The sequence below is a fragment of the Vibrio sp. Isolate30 genome (genome assembly GCF_022397975.1).
In the GTDB taxonomy this organism is placed as follows: Bacteria; Pseudomonadota; Gammaproteobacteria; order Enterobacterales; family Vibrionaceae; genus Vibrio; species Vibrio fortis.
Genome location: NZ_JAKEUS010000003.1, coordinates 245923 through 264123, shown reverse-complemented (window position 1 = coordinate 264123; position 18201 = coordinate 245923). Strand labels below are relative to the sequence as shown.

The following is an 18201-nucleotide window of genomic DNA, read 5'->3' as shown; positions in this document are numbered from 1 at the left end:
TATGGGCTTGGGGTTGTTTTGTTTTTAAGCAAGTCACTTTTTGATACAAAGCAAAGCCTGGAACGGTTGAGTTCTGAGCTTCGCGCCTTGCAGTCACAGTGCGATATCGGTATAACTACCCTTAGTTTTTAAAAGGATATGAGATGTATTTTCAAACGCATTTTCGAGTTATCCCTCTCCGTTGTAATTAAGCGATGAAACAAAAGAATTATATATGGAACACCAGTAGTGGAGTGATCGCTTTGCTGCTGGTTTTTCCGATCTTAGCGATATTCACAACCGCTGTTGGTGAAACGGATGAGCTTTTCTCTCATCTAATGTCTACGGTGATGCCAACTTACGCCTACAATACCGTTTTACTGGTTTTTGGCACCATGTGCTTGTCGTTAATCTTTGGCATTCCTTCCGCGTGGATCATGGCTATGTGCCGTATTCCAGGTGAGCGCGTCCTTCAATGGGCATTAGTACTTCCCTTGGCGATGCCGGGTTACATCGTAGGTTATATCTTTACTGATTGGTTTGATTTTGCAGGCCCAGTGCAGATTCTTCTGCGTGATATTACTGGGTGGGGGCCTGGTGAGTATTGGTTCCCTGATATTCGAACTTTAAGCGGTGCGATCATCGTACTTTCGTTAGTTCTCTATCCTTATATTTACCTGTTATGCCGTGCCGCGTTTATGGAGCAGAATGTCTCCCTGCTGCAATCTGCGCGACTGCTAAAATGTTCTCCTTGGGAAAGCTTCCGCCGTATTTCTCTGCCGCTAGTTCGTCCATCAATGGCGGTTGGTCTATCCCTTGTGGCTATGGAAACCGTTGGCGACTTTGGCACTGTGAGTTACTTTGCCGTTAACACGCTGACGACAGCGGTTTACGACACTTGGCTTGGATACTCTAGTCTCACTGCGGCCGCTAAGATTTCGGCTATTATGTTGGTTATCGTGATCTTGTTATTGAGTTCAGAGCGATACAGCCGTCGTAAACAGAAATTATTTCAAAACCAATTCAATAGTCGAGAAGATTTCCGCTACCAGCTAAACGGTTGGAAAAAGTGGCTGGCACTGTTCTGGTGTTGGGGATTGGTGTGTGTCGCTTTCTTATTCCCGTTAGGTCAACTTCTTATTTACGCGTACAAGTACTTCGCACAAAGCTGGACTGCTGAGTTCAGAGAGTACGCGATGAATAGCTTAAATGTTTCTGTTCTAGCTGCTGTAATTGGTGTGCTGGTGGCACTGATTGTTAACTTTAACCAGCGAGTGAATCCTGGCAAGCGTAACCTTGCTTATATGCGTCTCTCTTCTATGGGCTATGCGGTTCCAGGAACGGTATTAGCCATCGGTGTTATGGTGCCTGTGCTGTTTATGGATCACTTGGTGAACGACATTGCTAAAGCTATGGAGTGGGGACGCCCAGGTCTTATCTTCTCGGGTTCAATGTTTGCGCTTATTTTTGCCATGGTGGTGCGATTTTCGGCAGTTGCTATTGGTAGTATTGAGAGTAGCTTAAGCAAGGTTTCACCGTCACTGGATATGGCCTCTAAAACCATGGGTTGTAATACGAATCAAATGTTGCGCCGCGTCCACCTTCCTTTGATTAAGCGTGGTGCTTTGATCGCTGGTTTGTTGGTGTTTATCGAATCAATGAAAGAACTGAATGCGGCATTGCTGCTAAGACCATTCAATTTTGAAACACTAGCGACCTACGTTTATAACTACGCCTCGGATGAGCACCTTGAGCTAGCTGCGATGCCCGCTGTCCTGTTGGTACTCGTTGGACTGATTCCGCTTATCATCGTTAACCGTTCTTTGGAGCAAAAAAACTAATGAGTTGTGCATTATCAATTAAAGACCTGACTTGTAAGTATGAGTCTCAGACGGTATTAGAGTCTCTCTCTTTAGAGGTTGAGCACGGTGAGATAGTCTGTTTACTCGGTGCTAGTGGTTGTGGCAAAACGACTTTGCTTAAAGCGATTGCGGGTCTGCTTCCTCTGAGCAGTGGCGTAATGAACCTAAATTGCCAAACCATTGATGACGGTGAAAACTGGTTACCGCCAGAACAGCGCAACATCGGCATGATCTTTCAAGATTATGCGCTGTTTCCGCACTTAACGGTCAATCAGAACGTCGCGTTTGGTTTACGAGATCTTTCTGATAAAGAAAAACAGGCCAAGGTTCGTGAGATGCTTGAGTTGGTTCACCTTGATGAGTACGGAGAACGCTACCCGCATCAACTCTCTGGTGGTCAGCAGCAGCGTGTTGCTATTGCGCGCTCTTTGGCTTACAAGCCAGATCTACTGTTACTCGATGAACCGTTTTCAAATATCGATACTCAGGTTCGTCACGAACTGATCTCTCAGATCAGAAAGATCTTCAAAAAGCAGGGTGTGACCGCGATTTTTGTAACGCACAGCCGTGAAGAGGCATTCGCCTTTGCAGATAAAATGGCAGTCATGAACAACGGTGTGATTGAGCAGTATGGTTCGGCATCTGAGCTTTACTTCCACCCTTCAAGTAAGTTTGTTGCTGACTTCTTGGGTGGTGGTAGTTACTTGAATGCTCAGCGTATCTCTGAAAATGAATTTGAAACCAGCTTAGGTGTGGTTGAGGCGAAATCTCAAACTAACATTGAGCTGGGTAATGACTGTGAATTACTGCTAAGACCTCAGCATATTCTCGCGAGTTACGAGCAAGACAGTGCTATCTCTGTGTTAGAGCAGCAATTTATGGGCGACCACTGTCGTTACGTGATTGAAGCGCATGGTCAGAAGTTATTGGCGACCTCTTCTGAAGCGTTGGAAGTGGGTATGCCTGTGACAGTGAAAGTTGATACTAAGGGTGTTCTGGCGTTCTAAGTAGTTCGCTTAATAAACAGTCCCCTGTCGTAGAAACAATCTGATGTGAATAAAAAAGCCCAGTACCAAACTGACTAAGTAGGGTACTGGGCAAGCGTTCTTCACCTATAGGGTTAAAGCTAGGTATAAAAACTTTCCTCAAGGAGTTACAAAGATAGGAAAGCTTTCATGTTTTGAAGAACACGTTCAGCAGTGTCTTTATCTTCCATTTCTGCAAATATGCGCAGCAACGGTTCGGTTCCAGAGAAGCGAGCAATCACCCAGCCACCATTCTTGAAGTAGACTTTCGCGCCATCTTCATAGCTGACTTTTTCAATTTCATACTCGAACTCGGGAAGTTGTTTTTCTACGTAGATCTTGGTGTAGAGTGCTTCTTTCTGTGAAGGCTTGAAAGTACAGTCACCTTCCGCTGTGTATGCGTAACCATACTTGGAGTAGATCTCGTCAAGCAGTTCAGAGAGTTTCTTACCCGTTACACTGATCATTTCAACTAATAGGCTTGAAGCGAATACGCCATCTTTGCCCTTGATGTGGCCACGAATGGTTAAACCGCCAGAGCTTTCACCGCCAATCAACGAGTCATCTGCTTCCATCTGTGAGCTAATGTGCTTGAAGCCAACTGGAACCTCGAAACTCTTTTCGCCATGGTCGGCAGCGACTTTATCTAATAGGTGAGTGGTTGCGATGTTACGTACGACCGAACCTTTCCACCCCTTGTATTCAAGCAAGTAGTAATAGAGCAGCAGTAGCACTTCGTTCGGGTGAATGAAGTTACCTTTCTCATCGATAATACCCAAGCGATCTGCATCGCCATCGGTACCGATACCAATGTCATAACCTTCCGCTGCAACCAAGTGTTTTAAGCGATACAGAGTTGCGGCGCTTGGTGATGGCATTAGACCACCGAAGTCTGGGTTTTTGCCGTCGTTGATAACGTCGACATCACAGCGACCATTGATAAGAACCGTTTGCAGAGCATTTTTTGCTACACCAAACATTGGGTCGATCAACACACGCAAGTTTGCTTTCTTAATCGCGTCAATGTCGATGAAGTTGATGATTGAGTCGACAAAGTCGTTCATCGGGTTGATGATTTCGATCTCTTTGTCATTGAGGGCTTGTTCGAAGTCGACACGGACAACATCTTCACTGGTTAGTGTCGCAATCTGCTGTTCGATCTTCTCTGTGATGATCTCATCAGCATCACGACCACCCTCGATGAACACCTTAATGCCGTTGTAATCTGCTGGGTTGTGAGAAGCAGTAATACATGCCGAGTAGGTACATCCCATCTCTTTTGCTTGGAACATCACGATAGGTGTTGGAACAAACTTATCGATGAAGCTGACTTTGATGTTATTGGCTGCAAGCACTTCGGCAAACCAACAAGCCGCTTTATCAGATAAAAATCGACGGTCATAACCAATCACAAAGCCATTTTTTGCGGCATCTTCATCATTAATGATGTTAGCGAGTGCTTGAGCAACCAAGCGTACATTATCGCGAGTGAACTCTTCACCAATGAAAGCGCGCCAGCCACCAGTACCAAATTTAATCATGTGAAAATCCTTTTAGTCTCATTGCCTCAAGTCAGCAAGAACTTGAGGCAAGAGCAGTTCGTTAAGTGACGTGATTAGCCAAGAACAACGACAACATCGTTTACACTGCCTTCAGCTTGAACTGGAATTGCTCCGTCAACTGATTCGCCATTGATAGTGATAGACGCAACCCCTTTGCTTACTGAGTTCGGGTTTTGCACTGTGATGTTGTAAGTCGCGCCACGCCATTGACGAGTAACCTCGAACTCTGGCCAATCTGTTGGGATACAAGGATCAACCGTCAAGCCTTCAAAGCCAGTGCGAACACCAAGAATGAAGTTAGTCACCGCGAAGTAAGCCCAGCCAGAAGTACCGGTTAGCCATGGGTGGTTTGCACGACCATGGTCTTGGTGGTCTTTACCCATGATGAACTGCACGTACGAATATGGTTCTGCGTAACGTGTTTCAATCATGTCGTTCTGGTTGTATGGGTTAAGCGCATCGTAGAATTTCATCGCACGATCACCGCGACCTAGCTTCGCTTCAGCAACCCATGCCCATGGGTTCGGGTGAGAGAAGATTGCGCCATTCTCTTTTACGCCTTGGTAAACGCGAGTAACGAAGCCAATGTCGTCGTTTGGTGTTGCAAATGACGGAGAGTTTAGGTGCAAGCCGTATTCTGAGAATAGGTTCTCATCAACCGCGTCCATCGCTTTCTCGCCACGCTCTTGAGAAACCGCACCTGATAGAACCGCCAGTGTGTTTGACTCTAGGTGCACGCGACCTTCAGCTTGCTGCGCAGTACCAATCTTGTCGCCATCTTTAGTTAGACCACGGATGTACCAGCCGCCTTCCTCGTCCCAAAGGTGTGTTTCACACGCTTCACGAACGTTAGCGGCCATTTCAGTATATTTCTCAACGTCAGCATCGTTATTGCGGAACTTAGCAAGGTCTAAGAATTCTTGTAGCGCCCAGAAGTGTAGGAATGACACCATTGATGACTCACCGCCACCTAGATTCAAACAGTCGTTCCAGTCAGCTCGTAGACCTTTACAGATACCAGTTTGACCTACGTATTCTGCAGAGAAGTTCAGCGCCGCTTTCATGTGTTCGTAAACTGTTGCTTCACCACCGTCTGCGTAAGGAATTACTTCATCAAAGAACTCATGTTCACCGGTTTCCATCACGTATTTGATGATGGTAGGAACGATCCATAAGTGATCATCAGAACAAGTATCTTCGATGCCGTGGATCTTATCGTCGTCCGATGGAGTCGGTACTACCGTTGGTGATTTCGAAGGTTTCACATCCGCTTTCTCTGGATCGAACCAATCAGGATCAAATAGGTGTAGACCGTAGCCTGCTTTTACCTGGCCGCGCAGTAGATCGACAATACGCTTGCGTGTCATCTTAGGGTTTGCATGTGGCACAGAGATAGCGTCTTGCGCGGTATCGCGGTAGCCAAGACCGGTACGTCCGCCGACCTCAATGAAAGATGCAAAGCGCGACCACACCACACAGGTTTCTGCTTGGTACAGTGTCCAAGTGTTGATCATGGTGTCTAAGCCTTCGTTTGGAGACTTAACTTGGAATTTATTGCAACGCTCATCCCAGTGATCTTTGATACCTTGGAAAGCTGCATCTACGTTTGCCACATCTTGGTATTTCTCGCGTAGGCGCTCACCGTTGCCTTTGCCGATACCTAGTACGTAGGCAAAACGAACTTCTTCACCTGGTTGAATCGTGAATTGCTTATGCAGAGAACCACAATGGTTGTAACAGGTTTGAGCGCTATTCGAACATTTACCGTTTTCAACCGCAATTGGGTTCGCTTCATCGCGGTACATGCCCAGGAAGTTGTCACGCTGACCGTCGTAGCTGTCTGGTGAGAAGGTTGAGGCTAGGTAGTAGAAGCCTTCAAAGTCATTAGTGTTGTAGTACAGGTCGTATTCCAACACGCCTTCTTGGTAAGAAGTACCCGCAGAGTACAGAGACATCTGATGGTTTTGGTTGTCTGATTGGATGTGGCTAAACGAGAACTCAACAAACGAGAACGTGCTAATAGTACGTGGCTTGTCAGTGTTGTTCTTTAGAACCACATCCCACACTTCAGCATCTTCGCCTTTAGGTACGAACAGTGTTTTGGTTGCGGTAATACCGCTGTATTCACATTTGAACTTAGAGTACGACAGGCCGTGACGAACCTCGTAGTTTGCTTCATCTAGGCTCTTTGCTACGGGTTGCCAAGAGATAGACCAGTAATCGCCCGTCTCATCGTCGCGCAGGTAAACATAGTGACCTGGGCGATCGAAAGTGCCATTCGGGCGGAATTTAGTAACACGGTTATATTCTGGTGAATTATAGAACGAGTAACCGCCAGCATTGTGTGAGATGACCGTACAGAACTTCTCAGTACCTAAGTAGTTGGTCCAAGGTGCAGGGACATCAGGACGAGTGATGACGTATTCGCGATTCTCGTTGTCGAAATAGCCGTATTTCATTGTTATTTCCTTTTTAACAAACTGCGTTCCAGCAGTTGATCTTACAAATATTGATTCAGAGCCTGATGGCTATGTATCCGAAATTAATGGGTTGTCTTTCAGTCTTGCCAAGGTGAACGATATTGAATATTCAATCGCTCGAGCAGTGGTAAGTGACTTTTCAGGCGGGACAGATAATCCAGCCAATTACGATTGTTCTTGTGCGTCCAACATCCTTCCGCTAATGCGCTAATTCGAGGGAATACCATGTAATCCATACGCTGTTGATGAGTAACAATTTCGCACCAGAGCGCACACTGAATACCGCGAATTCGCTTGCGAATTGGGTCAGCATCAGAGATTTCAGCGAGTGGCTCATAGTTGTAAGCTTGCTCCAATGGAATTACTGACGCCCAGTCGACACCGGGTTCTTCTGGTGCGTAATCTTGTGTCATGTCGAGATAAGTAAATTGAGCAGGCTGCAGTACGACATCAAAGCCCTGACGAGCACAGTTAACCGCTGCTTCTTCACTTAGCCAAGAGTAGATAATGGTCTCTTTGCTGACTTTGTTGCCATGTTGCGCCTCTTCCCAACCGACCATTTTCTTACCGAGCTGCTTGAGCTTGTTTTCGGCATAACGAAATAGGTGGCCTTGTAGCTCTTTGCTGTCCTGATAACCGTGTTCTTTCATCACTGCTTGCGCTGCTGGACTGTTACTCCAAACACCAGGCGGTACTTCATCGGCACCCATATGGATAAGCTTGCTTGGGAAAAGTGCTGCTACCTCTTCGATGACGATATCGAGAAACTCATAAGTGCCTTTAAGCCCTGGGTTGAGTACATTGTCGGTATAGTGCTGAATGCTCTTGTATGCGGTCGTATCTTCTTGCTCAACCAGCATTTCTGGCAGAGACTTAATCGCTGCGCGGCAGTGACCTGGGATATCTATTTCTGGGATAACCGTGATGCCGCGTTTGTCGGCGTAGTCGATAACTTCACGGATCTCTTGTTGTGTGTAGTAGCCACCGTAACGCTGTGCCAGATGTGTGTACTGAGGCTCTAGTGCTTCATCAAGACCGCGCCATGCACCAATATCGGTGAGCTGAGGTAGCTGTTTTATCTCGATGCGCCAGCCTTCATCATCAGTGAGATGCCAATGGAAAACATTAAACTTGTATAGGGTGAGTTGGTTGATTAAGCGTTTCACATCTTCTAACGAGTGAAAGTGGCGCGCGCAGTCGAGCATCATTCCGCGGTACTTAAACCTTGGTTTATCGACGATTTTACAGCATGGCACAGAGAAAGACTCAACCCCTTGTTGTTCGATAAGTTGGAGTAGGGTTGCTGCTGCGTAGATAAAGCCGCTTTGGCTGCCCGCTTCTGCAGTGATGGCTTCTGGTGTCACTGTTAGCTTATATTCAGCATCATCCAACGTTGGGTTGGTTCGAAAAGTGATGGCACCCACCTCTTGCTCAGGCAGTGATAGCTCGAAATGGGTGCGCAATTCTTCTTTCAGCCACTCGCCACCATCATTTGCGAGAGCTGAGGTTATAGCGAGTACTGTATTTGGAGTGAGGGGGAACACTCCGTTTTGTGTTGTGACTGAGTTTGGTTGTGGGATCAGAGCCAAAGGTGCGTTATTGACCTGAGGAATTTCAGTGCGCTCACGATATGGAGAAGCCAAAACAATCGGTGAGATAGCAACAGGCAAGATTTGTGCTTCATCATTGATGATAGTCTGGATAAACGCATCGTTTAAACCGTCCGAGATAAAACGGAATGGCGCACTCTGAATACTGAACTCGAAATAGCAATGATTGTTCGCTTTAAGCTCGCAGTCATTAGGGGTGTATGTGCAGTAGCTACCCACTTGAGTTAGAGCGCCTTGCGATAAGCTATCTGGGAGAATAAAACGGTCAAAGGCAAAGTGCAGTGACCATGCCTTGATGTCTGAATCACTTAAGTTATGTACAGTAAGACCAAAGCGGCAGTTTTGCTTTTGTTCTGAGAGAACAGCTAAGTCGATGCGGTAATTCATATCACTTCCCTGTTAAGTCTATTAGTACAAGTTGTGTTCGGGCTTGCCAGCAAACATCAACGCACCTTCGATAGCGTCGAATTGAGGCTGTACAATCCATTGTTGAACAACGGGCGAAAGCCAAGGCAGAATGCGTTCAGCGATACTGCCCATCAGGCATACTTGGTTTGCTCCTTTACGATGAAGTGCATTTACAAACATTTCGATGTCAGCCGCGGTCTGCTTGAGCATTTCAATGGCGAGCTCATCCCCTTCATTGGCGAGTTGAAAAATGACCGGTGAAAATTGACCGTAGTCTTTTGGGATTGCGGTTTTCGACCATTCAACAATATTGTCGACATCATTATTAAAATGGTTCATTACGTGCAGGCAGAGTGAGGTCTTTGGGCGAATGCCATCTTCTGCTAGAAGCACTTGTTGGATAAGTCTTAGTCCCATCACCGCACCACCACCTTGGTCCGAGATTGGGAATTCACGACCGCCAACGACGTGTTGCTCACCCTCTTTGAGTAGAATGCCACATGAGCCAGTACCGCCAATCATGATGGCACCATCTTGGCCATTGTGAGCGCCAATACAGGCACCATAAGCGTCGGTGTTGAGTGTGATGCTGGCAAAAGGGTGGTCGATGTTCATAAAGCTCAACCACGCTGACTTCTGTTCAGCACCAGCAAGTGCTAATCCAACATGCATCTTTGAAAAATCTGACTCTGTTAAACCGCCTTGCAGTGCCGCGTCGCGAATTGCAGCAGTAATAGATGCCATCGCAACGTCAGTGCCCAGAAGAATATTGGCGCTGCCACTTTTGGCTTCACCAATAAGTTGTCCGTCTTTGTTTCGAATTCGTGCACGACAAGAGGTGCCGCCGCCATCAATACCTACGTAGTACATGTTATTGGCCCCCTTGATTCGCGGTGTGGTTGAATTGGGCTGCTGTTGCTAACAGGTACCAAGCACCATGAGGGATCCATTGCTCTCCCCAGCGCCAGTTTTGTAGCATGTCGTCTTTCTGTGCTGGTGGATTAAAGGCAATATCTTGTTCGTCATCAAAACCCGCAGTAATACCATTGCAAATACCACCTTTGGCATTGAAAAAACCAAGCTGAGGCAGGTAGTCAGGGTTGTTGTGGCCATGACCGTCGAGCATGCACATGTGGTAAGGGTTGAGCCCCAAAATCCAATCTATACAGTTTTGAGACAGAGTAATCAGGCGAGCTTTGAGAGCTTCATCTAAAACATATGGTTGAGCCAAGAAAGCCATGGTTGCTAAAGAACCTAGGCGAGCATTTTCACCTTGCCACCAGTAGCCAGTTTCGTTGTTGTGAGCGACGAAGAAGGCATCTCGTTTTTCACCATCGACTGGCTTGACGTATTGTCTTGGGTAACCGAATGGATTCACGACTTTATCGGTTACGGCGATTTCAAATCGACAAGCTTGCTCGACGATAAGGCGCGCTTGTTGATGAAGCTGCGTATCTGACTCCACGGCTAAGTATTCACACAGGGCAATAACGGGGAGTCCAGCTTCTGCTGCATGAAAATAAGGGCGTGAGCCATCAGCATTTGCTGACCAGAAGTGCTCAAAGGCTTGATCAGACTGTTGACGTTGAGCTAGGCGGTTGGCCCAAATTCTGGCCTCTACAAGGTATTTTGAGTCTTTAGTTACGCGATAAAGTTCACTGGTGGCTAGTAGTGCGCAGTACTCATCAATGATGTTCTCTTCACCATCGTTAAGGTAAAGATGGTTGTACTCTTTTAAATGCCAGTAGCCTTTTTCTGCGGTCTCTAGGTAGGTTTGATTTGAGTATTCACCCGAGACATTGAGAGCAGAAGCGCTAGCAAGTGCGGCGATAGCAACGCCAGCGCCTTGGCGGAATCCGGCTTGAAAATCATCAGACTTGATACCCTCTTGGGTTGCGTAGGAACAGATATCACGCTGGTTAATATCTTTACTCCACTTGTCAAACACTGTGGTGTAGAAATAGCCTGCTGCATCTTGCATACGAACTAAGAAATCAGCACCAAACAGGGCTTCTTCAATCAAGCGAGTTTGGGTGAACTTCTGAAATGCTTCATGATCTTGAGCTAGTCGCAGCCCTTTCAACATGTTCCATACCACCATTGGGATCTGCTGAGGGTTGAGGTAGTTACCATAAGACAGGTGGCTAAAGTATTTGCTGACATCGCCCGAGGCGTCGTACCAACCACCGTGCACATCAACATAGCGATCAGTACCGAGCAGTTGAGCTTGTTTGTCTTTCTTATCGAAAATGCCACCACAGCGTTGTGATTTGAAATAGTGCAGAACGTCAGAGAAGGTTTTCTGTATGAGTAAGTTTTCACCAATCTCAAAAATTTCTGAGCGTAAGTTTTCAAAGCGTAAGTAGTAACGCCCTGGTTGCGTTACGGCACTAAAATCAACAGTAAAGTAGTTGCCTTGATGCCAGTTTGCCACGCGACCATGCTTAGTCACCTCAAAGCTATCTACGGTGACATGGTTATCTGCACACACCAGAAGTACTGAGGTTGAGGAAAGACGAGCCTTGCGAGTTTGTAATATCGCTTGCTTGGGCGCGTTGGCTTCGTAGCCGATGTGATTGGTGAGTAACAGCATCAAATGTCTCCGACAGTCCTAATTTCTATTGGCTAGGTACTAATACCAATCGTAGTAAATAATTGCTCACCCTAGCTTGTTAAAATGCTCGATAATTGCGTTAGAATTTTTGATTGTAGAATAACTACTTACCGAAAAATTCCGCCTTGTTCTCAAGCCTTTTTCCTGCGCTATTTTTGATCACTTACTTACTGTGATTGGTATAAATCTTTGGTTAAAATGGTCGACGTTAATGACCGGAGTTAAGCGGTTAGGAGCCGATGCCCCTAACCTGTCTGTATTAGCTTTCGTGTAAGTAGCAGCGTACAAAGTGGTTTTCACCTAACTGAGTCACGCCCGGCAGCTGTTCTTTACATTTGTCGGTTGCGTGTGTGCAGCGACCCGCAAAAGGACAGCCGGCAGACTCAGGGGTCCACAATGGAATTTCGCCTTTGTTACCCGCCAGTTTTTCATGGATTGATTTCTTAGGATCAGGAACGGCTGAAACCAATAGCTGGGTATAAGGGTGTTGTGGATTTGCGATGACCTCGTCGGTATCTCCCCATTCCACCATGTGTCCGACGTACATCACCGATAGGTCTTCAGCGATGTAGCGCGCCGTTGCGATATCGTGAGTGATGTAGAGTAGTGACATCTCTTTCTCGAACTTCATCTCTTCCATCAGGTTGAGAACACCTGCACGAATCGATACGTCGAGCATTGAGGTTGGTTCATCAGCAAGAACCACTTCAGCACCTACTGCGATATTACGCGCCAGGTTCACACGCTGACGTTGACCACCAGACAGCTGATGCGGATACTTCTGTGCCGTCTCTTTTGGTGGGATCAAACCTACTTGCTCAAGAAGATCGTAAACGCGTTCTTCTTGCTCACGTTTATTACGTGGATCCACTTTTTTGTGAATCAGCAGTGGGCGCAGAATATGGTGGAAGATATTGTGCGTTGGGTTCAGTGAACCGAACGGGTCTTGCCATACCATCTGTACGCCTTCGCGATAGGTCATCAAATCATGCTTAGACGCGATAGTTTGGATATCGCGGCCTTTGTATTCGATAACGCCGTCAGTTGGGGCATACATCTTAGCGATCATTTTCGCCGTGGTTGACTTACCTGAGCCTGACTCACCTACAACGGCAAGGCCACGGCTCTTGTACATCTTGAATGACACGTCGTTGATTGCACGCATCATCGGGGTTTGAATAGTGGTACTGCTTATTGGGAAGTCTTTGACGACATTCTTACCTTCTACCAATAATTGACCGAAATCTTTGCTCATAATTGTCTCCAGAATCCTATATCGCTTTTGCTTGCATGGCGGTGTGTCCGCCTTGTTGTATTGATGCCCTAAGAGCAGGCAAGCTAGAGCTTGGTATGTACTATTGGCTCACCGTAAAGGTGGCAGTTTGATAGGTGCCCTGGCTCAATGGCGCGCAGTTTGGTTGGCACTTTAGTACAGGTCTCATGTACACGGTCACAACGAGCTTGGAAGCGACAGCCTTCTGGTATTTCCAATAAGTTCAGAGGGTTACCTGGGATGCCTGCCAGTTTCGTTTTTGGACCCGTTAAAGGAGGGAAGGAACTACCCAATCCTTTGGTGTACGGGTGATAAGGGTTTTCTAGAATATCTTGTGAGTTCGCGACCTCGATCAGCTCACCGGAGTACATGATGCCAATACGGTCAGAGAACTCGACCATCAGTGACAAGTCGTGAGTAATGAACAAGATAGAGAAACCGAACTCTTCTTTTAGCGCGTGGATCTTCTGAAGGATTTCGCGCTGAACCACCACATCAAGAGCCGTTGTTGGTTCATCCATGATGATTAACTTCGGATTCAGGGCCAATGCAATCGCAATCACCAAGCGCTGACGCATACCACCAGAGAATTGGTGTGGGTAATCGCTAAGGCGGCTAGGGTGGATATCAACGATCTCTAACAGGCCTTCAGCGCGTTGCTTTGCTTGCTCACGAGTCATATTCGTGTGGCGCATAATTACGTCACAGAACTGTTCTTCCATTGGTAGTACAGGGTTCAAGGCGTTCATCGCACTCTGGAATACCATTGACATTTCGCTCCAGCGGAATGCCTGCATGCGATCGTCGCTGTAATCTAAGATGTTCTCTCCATTGAAGATAACCTCACCACCGGTGATAAATGCTGGCGGCTTATGGAGGCGCATTAGCGAGAATGCGACCGTTGATTTACCACAGCCAGATTCACCTGCTAGGCCGAAGACTTCTCCGGGTGCAATATCAAAGCTCACGTTGTTACAGGCGCGGACATCGCCCGCGTCTGTGATGTAATCTACGCAAAGGTTGCGGATAGAAATGAGAGGTGCTGTCATGATTATTTATCTCCGCTCCAAAGTGCATTTTGTGGTGGTAGTTCAGGCTCACGTTCTTGCTTGTCTTGCGCAGCAAGTTTTTTCCAACGTTTCATGCCTTTGTGAGAACGCAGTTGTGGGTTAGCAATCTCATCCACAGCAAAGTTCAGTAGTGCTAGACCAGTTACCAGTAGCGTTAGCGCGATACACGGTGCAAGCAGTTCCCACCAAGCGCCAATCAGCATTGAAGAAGAGGCTTGTACGTTGTAAAGCATGATGCCCCAGCTCACTGTATTCGGGTCACCAAGACCAAGGAACGACAGTGTTGCTTCCATCATGATTGCGTACATCACTGAGCCGATGAAGCTTGCGCCAACGATAGAGATTAGGTTTGGTAGAATCTCAACAAAGATGATGCGGAAAGAAGACTCACCCAATACTTCAGCAGCTTTAACAAACTCTTTTTCACGTAGAGCTAGAGTTTGCGATCGGATAACCCTCGCACCCCAAGCCCAGGACATAAAGCCGATTACTAAGGTAATTGTCAGTGGCCCTGTTTCACCGAGGAATGCAGCCACCACGAACAGTAATGGGTACTGCGGAATAACCAGCATGATGTTCATTGCAGCGGTTAGCACGTCATCGACACGACCACCGAAGTAACCAGCTGAAACACCAATTACCGTCGCCAACAGACATACTGTGATACCTGCACCGAAACCAACGGCCAGTGATACGCGAGCGCCGTGAACCACCTGTGACCAAACGTCACGACCCATACGAGTTGTACCGAGTACGTGGTCTGCTTTTTTAGACATGATTAGCGTACGACGGTCATCAGCTAGGTTCGTTGCAACCCAACCATCCGGGTTTGCTTGTGCTGCTTTTACAACGAACCCTGGGTATTCGTGTGGGTTACCCGTACGTTTGTCCGGTGCGTGCTTTGCAATCAATGGTGCGAACACCGCTGCAAAGATGAAGACGCTGAGAATGATGACACCCGTTAGTGCCATTGGGTTGCGCCAAATGAGTTTAATAAAATCTTTCATGATTATTTACCACCCTTACGTAGACGAGGGTCAAGAACAACGTAAAGCATGTCAGCGACAAGGTTAAAGAACAGCATGAACAGGGTCATGATAAGTAGCTGACCTTGAAGAACTTGGTAGTCACGCGCGTTAATCGCATTGAATAGAACCGTACCAAGGCCTGGGTAGTTGAAGATGATTTCGATGATGAGCTGACCACCGATAGCCATACCTAGAGACATAGAAAGTGCGGTTACACTTGGTAGTAGTGCGTTACGTGCCGCGTAGTTGAATACCACTCGGTTTTCACTTAAGCCCTTACCTTTAGCCATCGTGATGTAGTCTTCTGCAAGAAGGTTGATCATGTTGTTACGCATGTTGACAAGGAAGCCACCAATCTGAACAACAGAAGCACAAAATAGAGGAAGAACTGCGTGATAAGCCGCGTCTTTAATGAATTCCCAGCTTGTCCAATCTGGCACGGTACCCGCAGTATATGCGTAGCCAGTCGGGAACCACTTAAGACCGATTGCAAAGGTGAACAGCGCAATCATCGCGATAACCACTTGAGGTACCGCTTGTAGAATCAGCATACCTGGCGTCACGAACGCATCGTATTTACTACCACGCTTCCATGCCGCGAAGATGCCTAGGATAGAGCCTAGCGAGAACGAGAGAACAACCGCAGTACCTGCTAGGAATAGAGACCAACCGAATGCGCCGCCCAGTAGCGAGTTTACAGACAGTGGGTAGAATTGGATTGAAGTACCTAGCTCCCAGCTAAGAATATTCTTCATGTAAGCAATGTATTGTACTAATAGACCGCCATCGACAAAGCCGAGTAGCTCTTTCATTGCTGCGATACGCTCAGGGGTTACCTGAACAGAAGCGTTAGCGAACATCATGGTCACCGGGTCGCCCGGCATTGCTCGCGGAATTGCAAAGTTTAACGTCGCAGCAACTAATAGCGCGACAAAATAAAATGACAAACGTCTTAAAAAATAACCCATAACTCACACCTTACTCACCCAGATTGTTTCCCTGTTTCTGGATTCAGGTCGCTCCTAGCGAAAATTTGGAACGAGAAATCCCCTGACGACGAGCGCCATACTTTCAATTGAGAGTGTGGGGATTTTTATAAGCGGCGTAAGGGATTACGCCGCAAGGATTGAACGACTGCTTATTGAACTGGTTTTAGGTCCAGTACGTGAAGTAGACGCTCTGGAATACCAGCCCAGATGTTTGGACGACCTTTTGGATTCTCTTCGTTCCACCAACCAGTGAAGCGAGTTGTGTTGTATTGGTACATGTAAGCACCAGACATTACAGGAATCGTTACTTGGTCAGCCGCGATGATCTTCTGGATACCGTGAGCGATGTCTAGCTGTTCGTTCTTATCAGCTGTTTTGTAGAAGCTGTTTAGAAGACCGTCTAGCTTGTCGTTCTTGTAGAAGTGCATCGCGAAACGAGGCATACCGTCACCAGATTGCAGTGAAGAGTTGTACGCGCTGTTCCAGTACGTGTATGGATCCGCACCGTGGAAGTAGTTTGTGTAAGCTACGTCGTACGTACCTTCAAGCATTGCTTGGTTGTACACAGAGAAATCTGGTGTACGAGCTTTTGCTTTGATACCAACTTCGTTTAGTTGCTCAACAGCAAGTTGTACTGTGTTGTTGAAGTCAGTCCAACCGTTTGGTGATTGAATCAATAGCTCGAAAGATTTGCCTGATGGTGTATCAACGAAGCCGTCTTTGTTTACATCTTTGAAGCCTGCATCAGCAAGAAGCTTCTTCGCGCCTTCAGCGTTGTAAGTGTTGAAGCCTTTGTACTTGTTGTGAGTCTTTTCATCAGACCAAGCTTCGAATGCATAGCCAAGGCCAGATGCGAAGTCATTCACTGTACCGCCACCGTAGAACGCGATGTCGATGATAGTTTGACGGTCAAGAGCCATAGAGAATGCACGACGGAATTCAACGTTGTTTAGCGCTTCGTTCTTCGCAGCATCTGGGTGCTTGAAGTTCACAACAAATGCTTGAGTACCTGCTGGCGGGTACCAGTAGTGGTGCTTAGGACTTGCTGCTGCGTAAGTACGGTCGATGTCTGGTACGAAAGAAGATGTCCAGTCCATTTCACCGTTAACCACTTTACCTAGGAATTGGTCGTTGTTTGCGATTTGTGGAACACGCAGACAGTCAACGTCTAGGTTATCAGCATCCCAGTAATTCGGGTTTTCACACTGAATGTAAAGTTGTGCTGTGAACGTATCGATCTCAGTAAACGGACCAGAACCTACTGGGTTTTCATTGGTGAAAGTCGCAGGATCTTTGATGTCTTTCCAGATGTGCTTAGGTACTACAGGTACCTTAGCAATCTCATAAGGTACGTTTGAGTTTGCTTCTGTTAGGCGGAACTTAACTTGGTAATCGTTAAGTTTTTCTACTGAAGTTACCCAAGAGTTGATACCAGATTGGTCAAGCTCTGGCTTCTCTTTTACAAGGTTGAAAGAAAAAACAACATCATCTGCTGAGAAGGTTTCACCGTCAGACCATTTAACACCCTTACGAATGTCGAACGTTACGCTCATTAGGTCGTCAGCCATTTTGAAGTTTTCAGCTAGACGGAATACAGGTGTGTTACCGTGCATTTCGTTGAAAACAACAAGTGGCTCGTACAAGAAGTCAGTCGTTGTATGTAAGTTAGTCGCACCTAGGTACGGGTTAAAGTTACGTACAAACGTTGTGTACTCTTTCGGGTGGATAGTCAGTTCGCTGCGTTCTGCAGCTGTTGCTACCGATGCAAAACCTGTCGTAGCAGTCGCAATAATTGCTGTTGCTAGTGCTGTTTTTTTTATATTGGCAAGCATAGCTGTTCCTTACTATTTGCTTTCATTTCACTAATGGATTGAATGTCATCTTTTGCTATTCGTAGATACACACTCTGTTCAAGGTCTACCTCTTTAGTCATTGTTCCAAGAATCATTGCTGCTTCTATGAAGTGGTAAGAGTGGCCTGTAGACCTTTGGCACGAGTAAGAAAACACCTTATTCATGAATTAATCAAACTCGTTTCCCGTTAAAAACGTTAAAACCACAAATCGACACGTCATTAACGTCAAAAAATGCTAATTTGATGGATGAATGTACAATCTATTCTTGGGTGATATGACTCGCAGTTAATAACGTGTGGTCATTTTAAGTAAGTAGTCACTTACTCTTTTTGCTTTATTTAACAAGAGCTCTCTGTCTTGTTTTATATTTGTAGATCTCTATCACTTCGCTAAATAACGTTAAATTTCCACAAAAAATTAAATCTGCCGTTCTGTTGTGACTCGCT

At 46.5% G+C, this 18201-nt stretch carries 12 protein-coding genes; 2 read left to right on the top strand and 10 right to left on the bottom strand.

The genetic code is table 11. The features are described from left to right. The first annotated feature begins 194 nt into the window (after positions 1 to 194). The gene (locus tag L1D60_RS11370) at positions 195 to 1820 is read left to right on the top strand and encodes an iron ABC transporter permease (protein ID WP_239841185.1); all 1626 of its coding nucleotides are present in this window, start codon (positions 195 to 197) and stop codon (positions 1818 to 1820) included. Next, on the top strand, positions 1820 to 2848 hold the full coding sequence (locus tag L1D60_RS11365) for an ABC transporter ATP-binding protein (RefSeq protein WP_239841184.1): 1029 nt from the start codon (positions 1820 to 1822) through the stop codon (positions 2846 to 2848). The genes L1D60_RS11370 and L1D60_RS11365 overlap by 1 nt, the downstream gene beginning before the upstream one ends. 146 nt (positions 2849 to 2994) lie before the next feature. On the opposite strand, the gene L1D60_RS11360 is transcribed toward L1D60_RS11365, so the two are convergent. The 10 genes from L1D60_RS11360 to L1D60_RS11315 form a co-directional block, all read right to left on the bottom strand. Beyond that, positions 2995 to 4407, bottom strand: a complete 1413-nt coding sequence (locus L1D60_RS11360) for a phosphoglucomutase/phosphomannomutase family protein (RefSeq protein ID WP_239841183.1) — start codon at positions 4405 to 4407, stop codon at positions 2995 to 2997. Positions 4408 to 4481: 74 nt separating this feature from the next. Next, entirely contained in the window at positions 4482 to 6887 is a 2406-nt protein-coding gene (locus L1D60_RS11355; protein ID WP_239841182.1) for a N,N'-diacetylchitobiose phosphorylase, read from the bottom strand. 98 nt (positions 6888 to 6985) lie between these two features. Beyond that, positions 6986 to 8905, bottom strand: a complete 1920-nt coding sequence (locus tag L1D60_RS11350; protein WP_239841181.1) for a family 20 glycosylhydrolase — start codon at positions 8903 to 8905, stop codon at positions 6986 to 6988. A gap of 21 nt (positions 8906 to 8926) precedes the next feature. Beyond that, a complete protein-coding gene (locus tag L1D60_RS11345) occupies positions 8927 to 9796 on the bottom strand; it encodes an N-acetylglucosamine kinase (protein WP_239841180.1) in 870 nt (289 codons plus the stop codon). 1 nt (position 9797) lies between these two features. Next, positions 9798 to 11519 (bottom strand): glycoside hydrolase family 9 protein, encoded by a 1722-nt coding sequence (locus tag L1D60_RS11340; RefSeq protein ID WP_239841179.1) that lies wholly within the window; start codon positions 11517 to 11519, stop codon positions 9798 to 9800. 280 nt (positions 11520 to 11799) lie between these two features. Continuing rightward, positions 11800 to 12795: an ABC transporter ATP-binding protein gene (locus L1D60_RS11335; protein WP_239841178.1), complete on the bottom strand. Its 996-nt coding sequence runs from the start codon at positions 12793 to 12795 to the stop codon at positions 11800 to 11802. Between the two features lie 83 nt (positions 12796 to 12878). Next, positions 12879 to 13862: an ABC transporter ATP-binding protein gene (locus L1D60_RS11330; RefSeq protein ID WP_239841177.1), complete on the bottom strand. Its 984-nt coding sequence runs from the start codon at positions 13860 to 13862 to the stop codon at positions 12879 to 12881. A 2-nt stretch (positions 13863 to 13864) separates the two neighbouring features. Continuing rightward, entirely contained in the window at positions 13865 to 14890 is a 1026-nt protein-coding gene (locus tag L1D60_RS11325; RefSeq protein ID WP_239841176.1) for an ABC transporter permease, read from the bottom strand. Between the two features lie 2 nt (positions 14891 to 14892). Further along, positions 14893 to 15879 carry an ABC transporter permease gene (locus L1D60_RS11320; protein ID WP_032551522.1) on the bottom strand — a complete coding sequence of 329 codons (987 nt, stop codon included), beginning with the start codon at positions 15877 to 15879 and terminating at the stop codon, positions 14893 to 14895. A 170-nt stretch (positions 15880 to 16049) separates the two neighbouring features. Continuing rightward, the gene (locus L1D60_RS11315; RefSeq protein WP_150869235.1) at positions 16050 to 17732 is read right to left on the bottom strand and encodes an ABC transporter substrate-binding protein; all 1683 of its coding nucleotides are present in this window, start codon (positions 17730 to 17732) and stop codon (positions 16050 to 16052) included. Positions 17733 to 18201: the final 469 nt, after the last annotated feature.

Bases quoted from the DNA above. Each gene is read 5' to 3' on its own strand.
- L1D60_RS11370 (WP_239841185.1), top strand. From the start codon at position 195: ATGAAACAAAAGAATTATATATGGAACACCAGTAGTGGAGTGATCGCT.
- L1D60_RS11365 (WP_239841184.1), top strand. From the start codon at position 1,820: ATGAGTTGTGCATTATCAATTAAAGACCTGACTTGTAAGTATGAGTCT.
- L1D60_RS11360 (WP_239841183.1), bottom strand. From the start codon at position 4,407: ATGATTAAATTTGGTACTGGTGGCTGGCGCGCTTTCATTGGTGAAGAG.
- L1D60_RS11355 (WP_239841182.1), bottom strand. From the start codon at position 6,887: ATGAAATACGGCTATTTCGACAACGAGAATCGCGAATACGTCATCACT.
- L1D60_RS11350 (WP_239841181.1), bottom strand. From the start codon at position 8,905: ATGAATTACCGCATCGACTTAGCTGTTCTCTCAGAACAAAAGCAAAAC.
- L1D60_RS11345 (WP_239841180.1), bottom strand. From the start codon at position 9,796: ATGTACTACGTAGGTATTGATGGCGGCGGCACCTCTTGTCGTGCACGA.
- L1D60_RS11340 (WP_239841179.1), bottom strand. From the start codon at position 11,519: ATGCTGTTACTCACCAATCACATCGGCTACGAAGCCAACGCGCCCAAG.
- L1D60_RS11335 (WP_239841178.1), bottom strand. From the start codon at position 12,795: ATGAGCAAAGATTTCGGTCAATTATTGGTAGAAGGTAAGAATGTCGTC.
- L1D60_RS11330 (WP_239841177.1), bottom strand. From the start codon at position 13,862: ATGACAGCACCTCTCATTTCTATCCGCAACCTTTGCGTAGATTACATC.
- L1D60_RS11325 (WP_239841176.1), bottom strand. From the start codon at position 14,890: ATGAAAGATTTTATTAAACTCATTTGGCGCAACCCAATGGCACTAACG.
- L1D60_RS11320 (WP_032551522.1), bottom strand. From the start codon at position 15,879: ATGGGTTATTTTTTAAGACGTTTGTCATTTTATTTTGTCGCGCTATTA.
- L1D60_RS11315 (WP_150869235.1), bottom strand. From the start codon at position 17,732: ATGCTTGCCAATATAAAAAAAACAGCACTAGCAACAGCAATTATTGCG.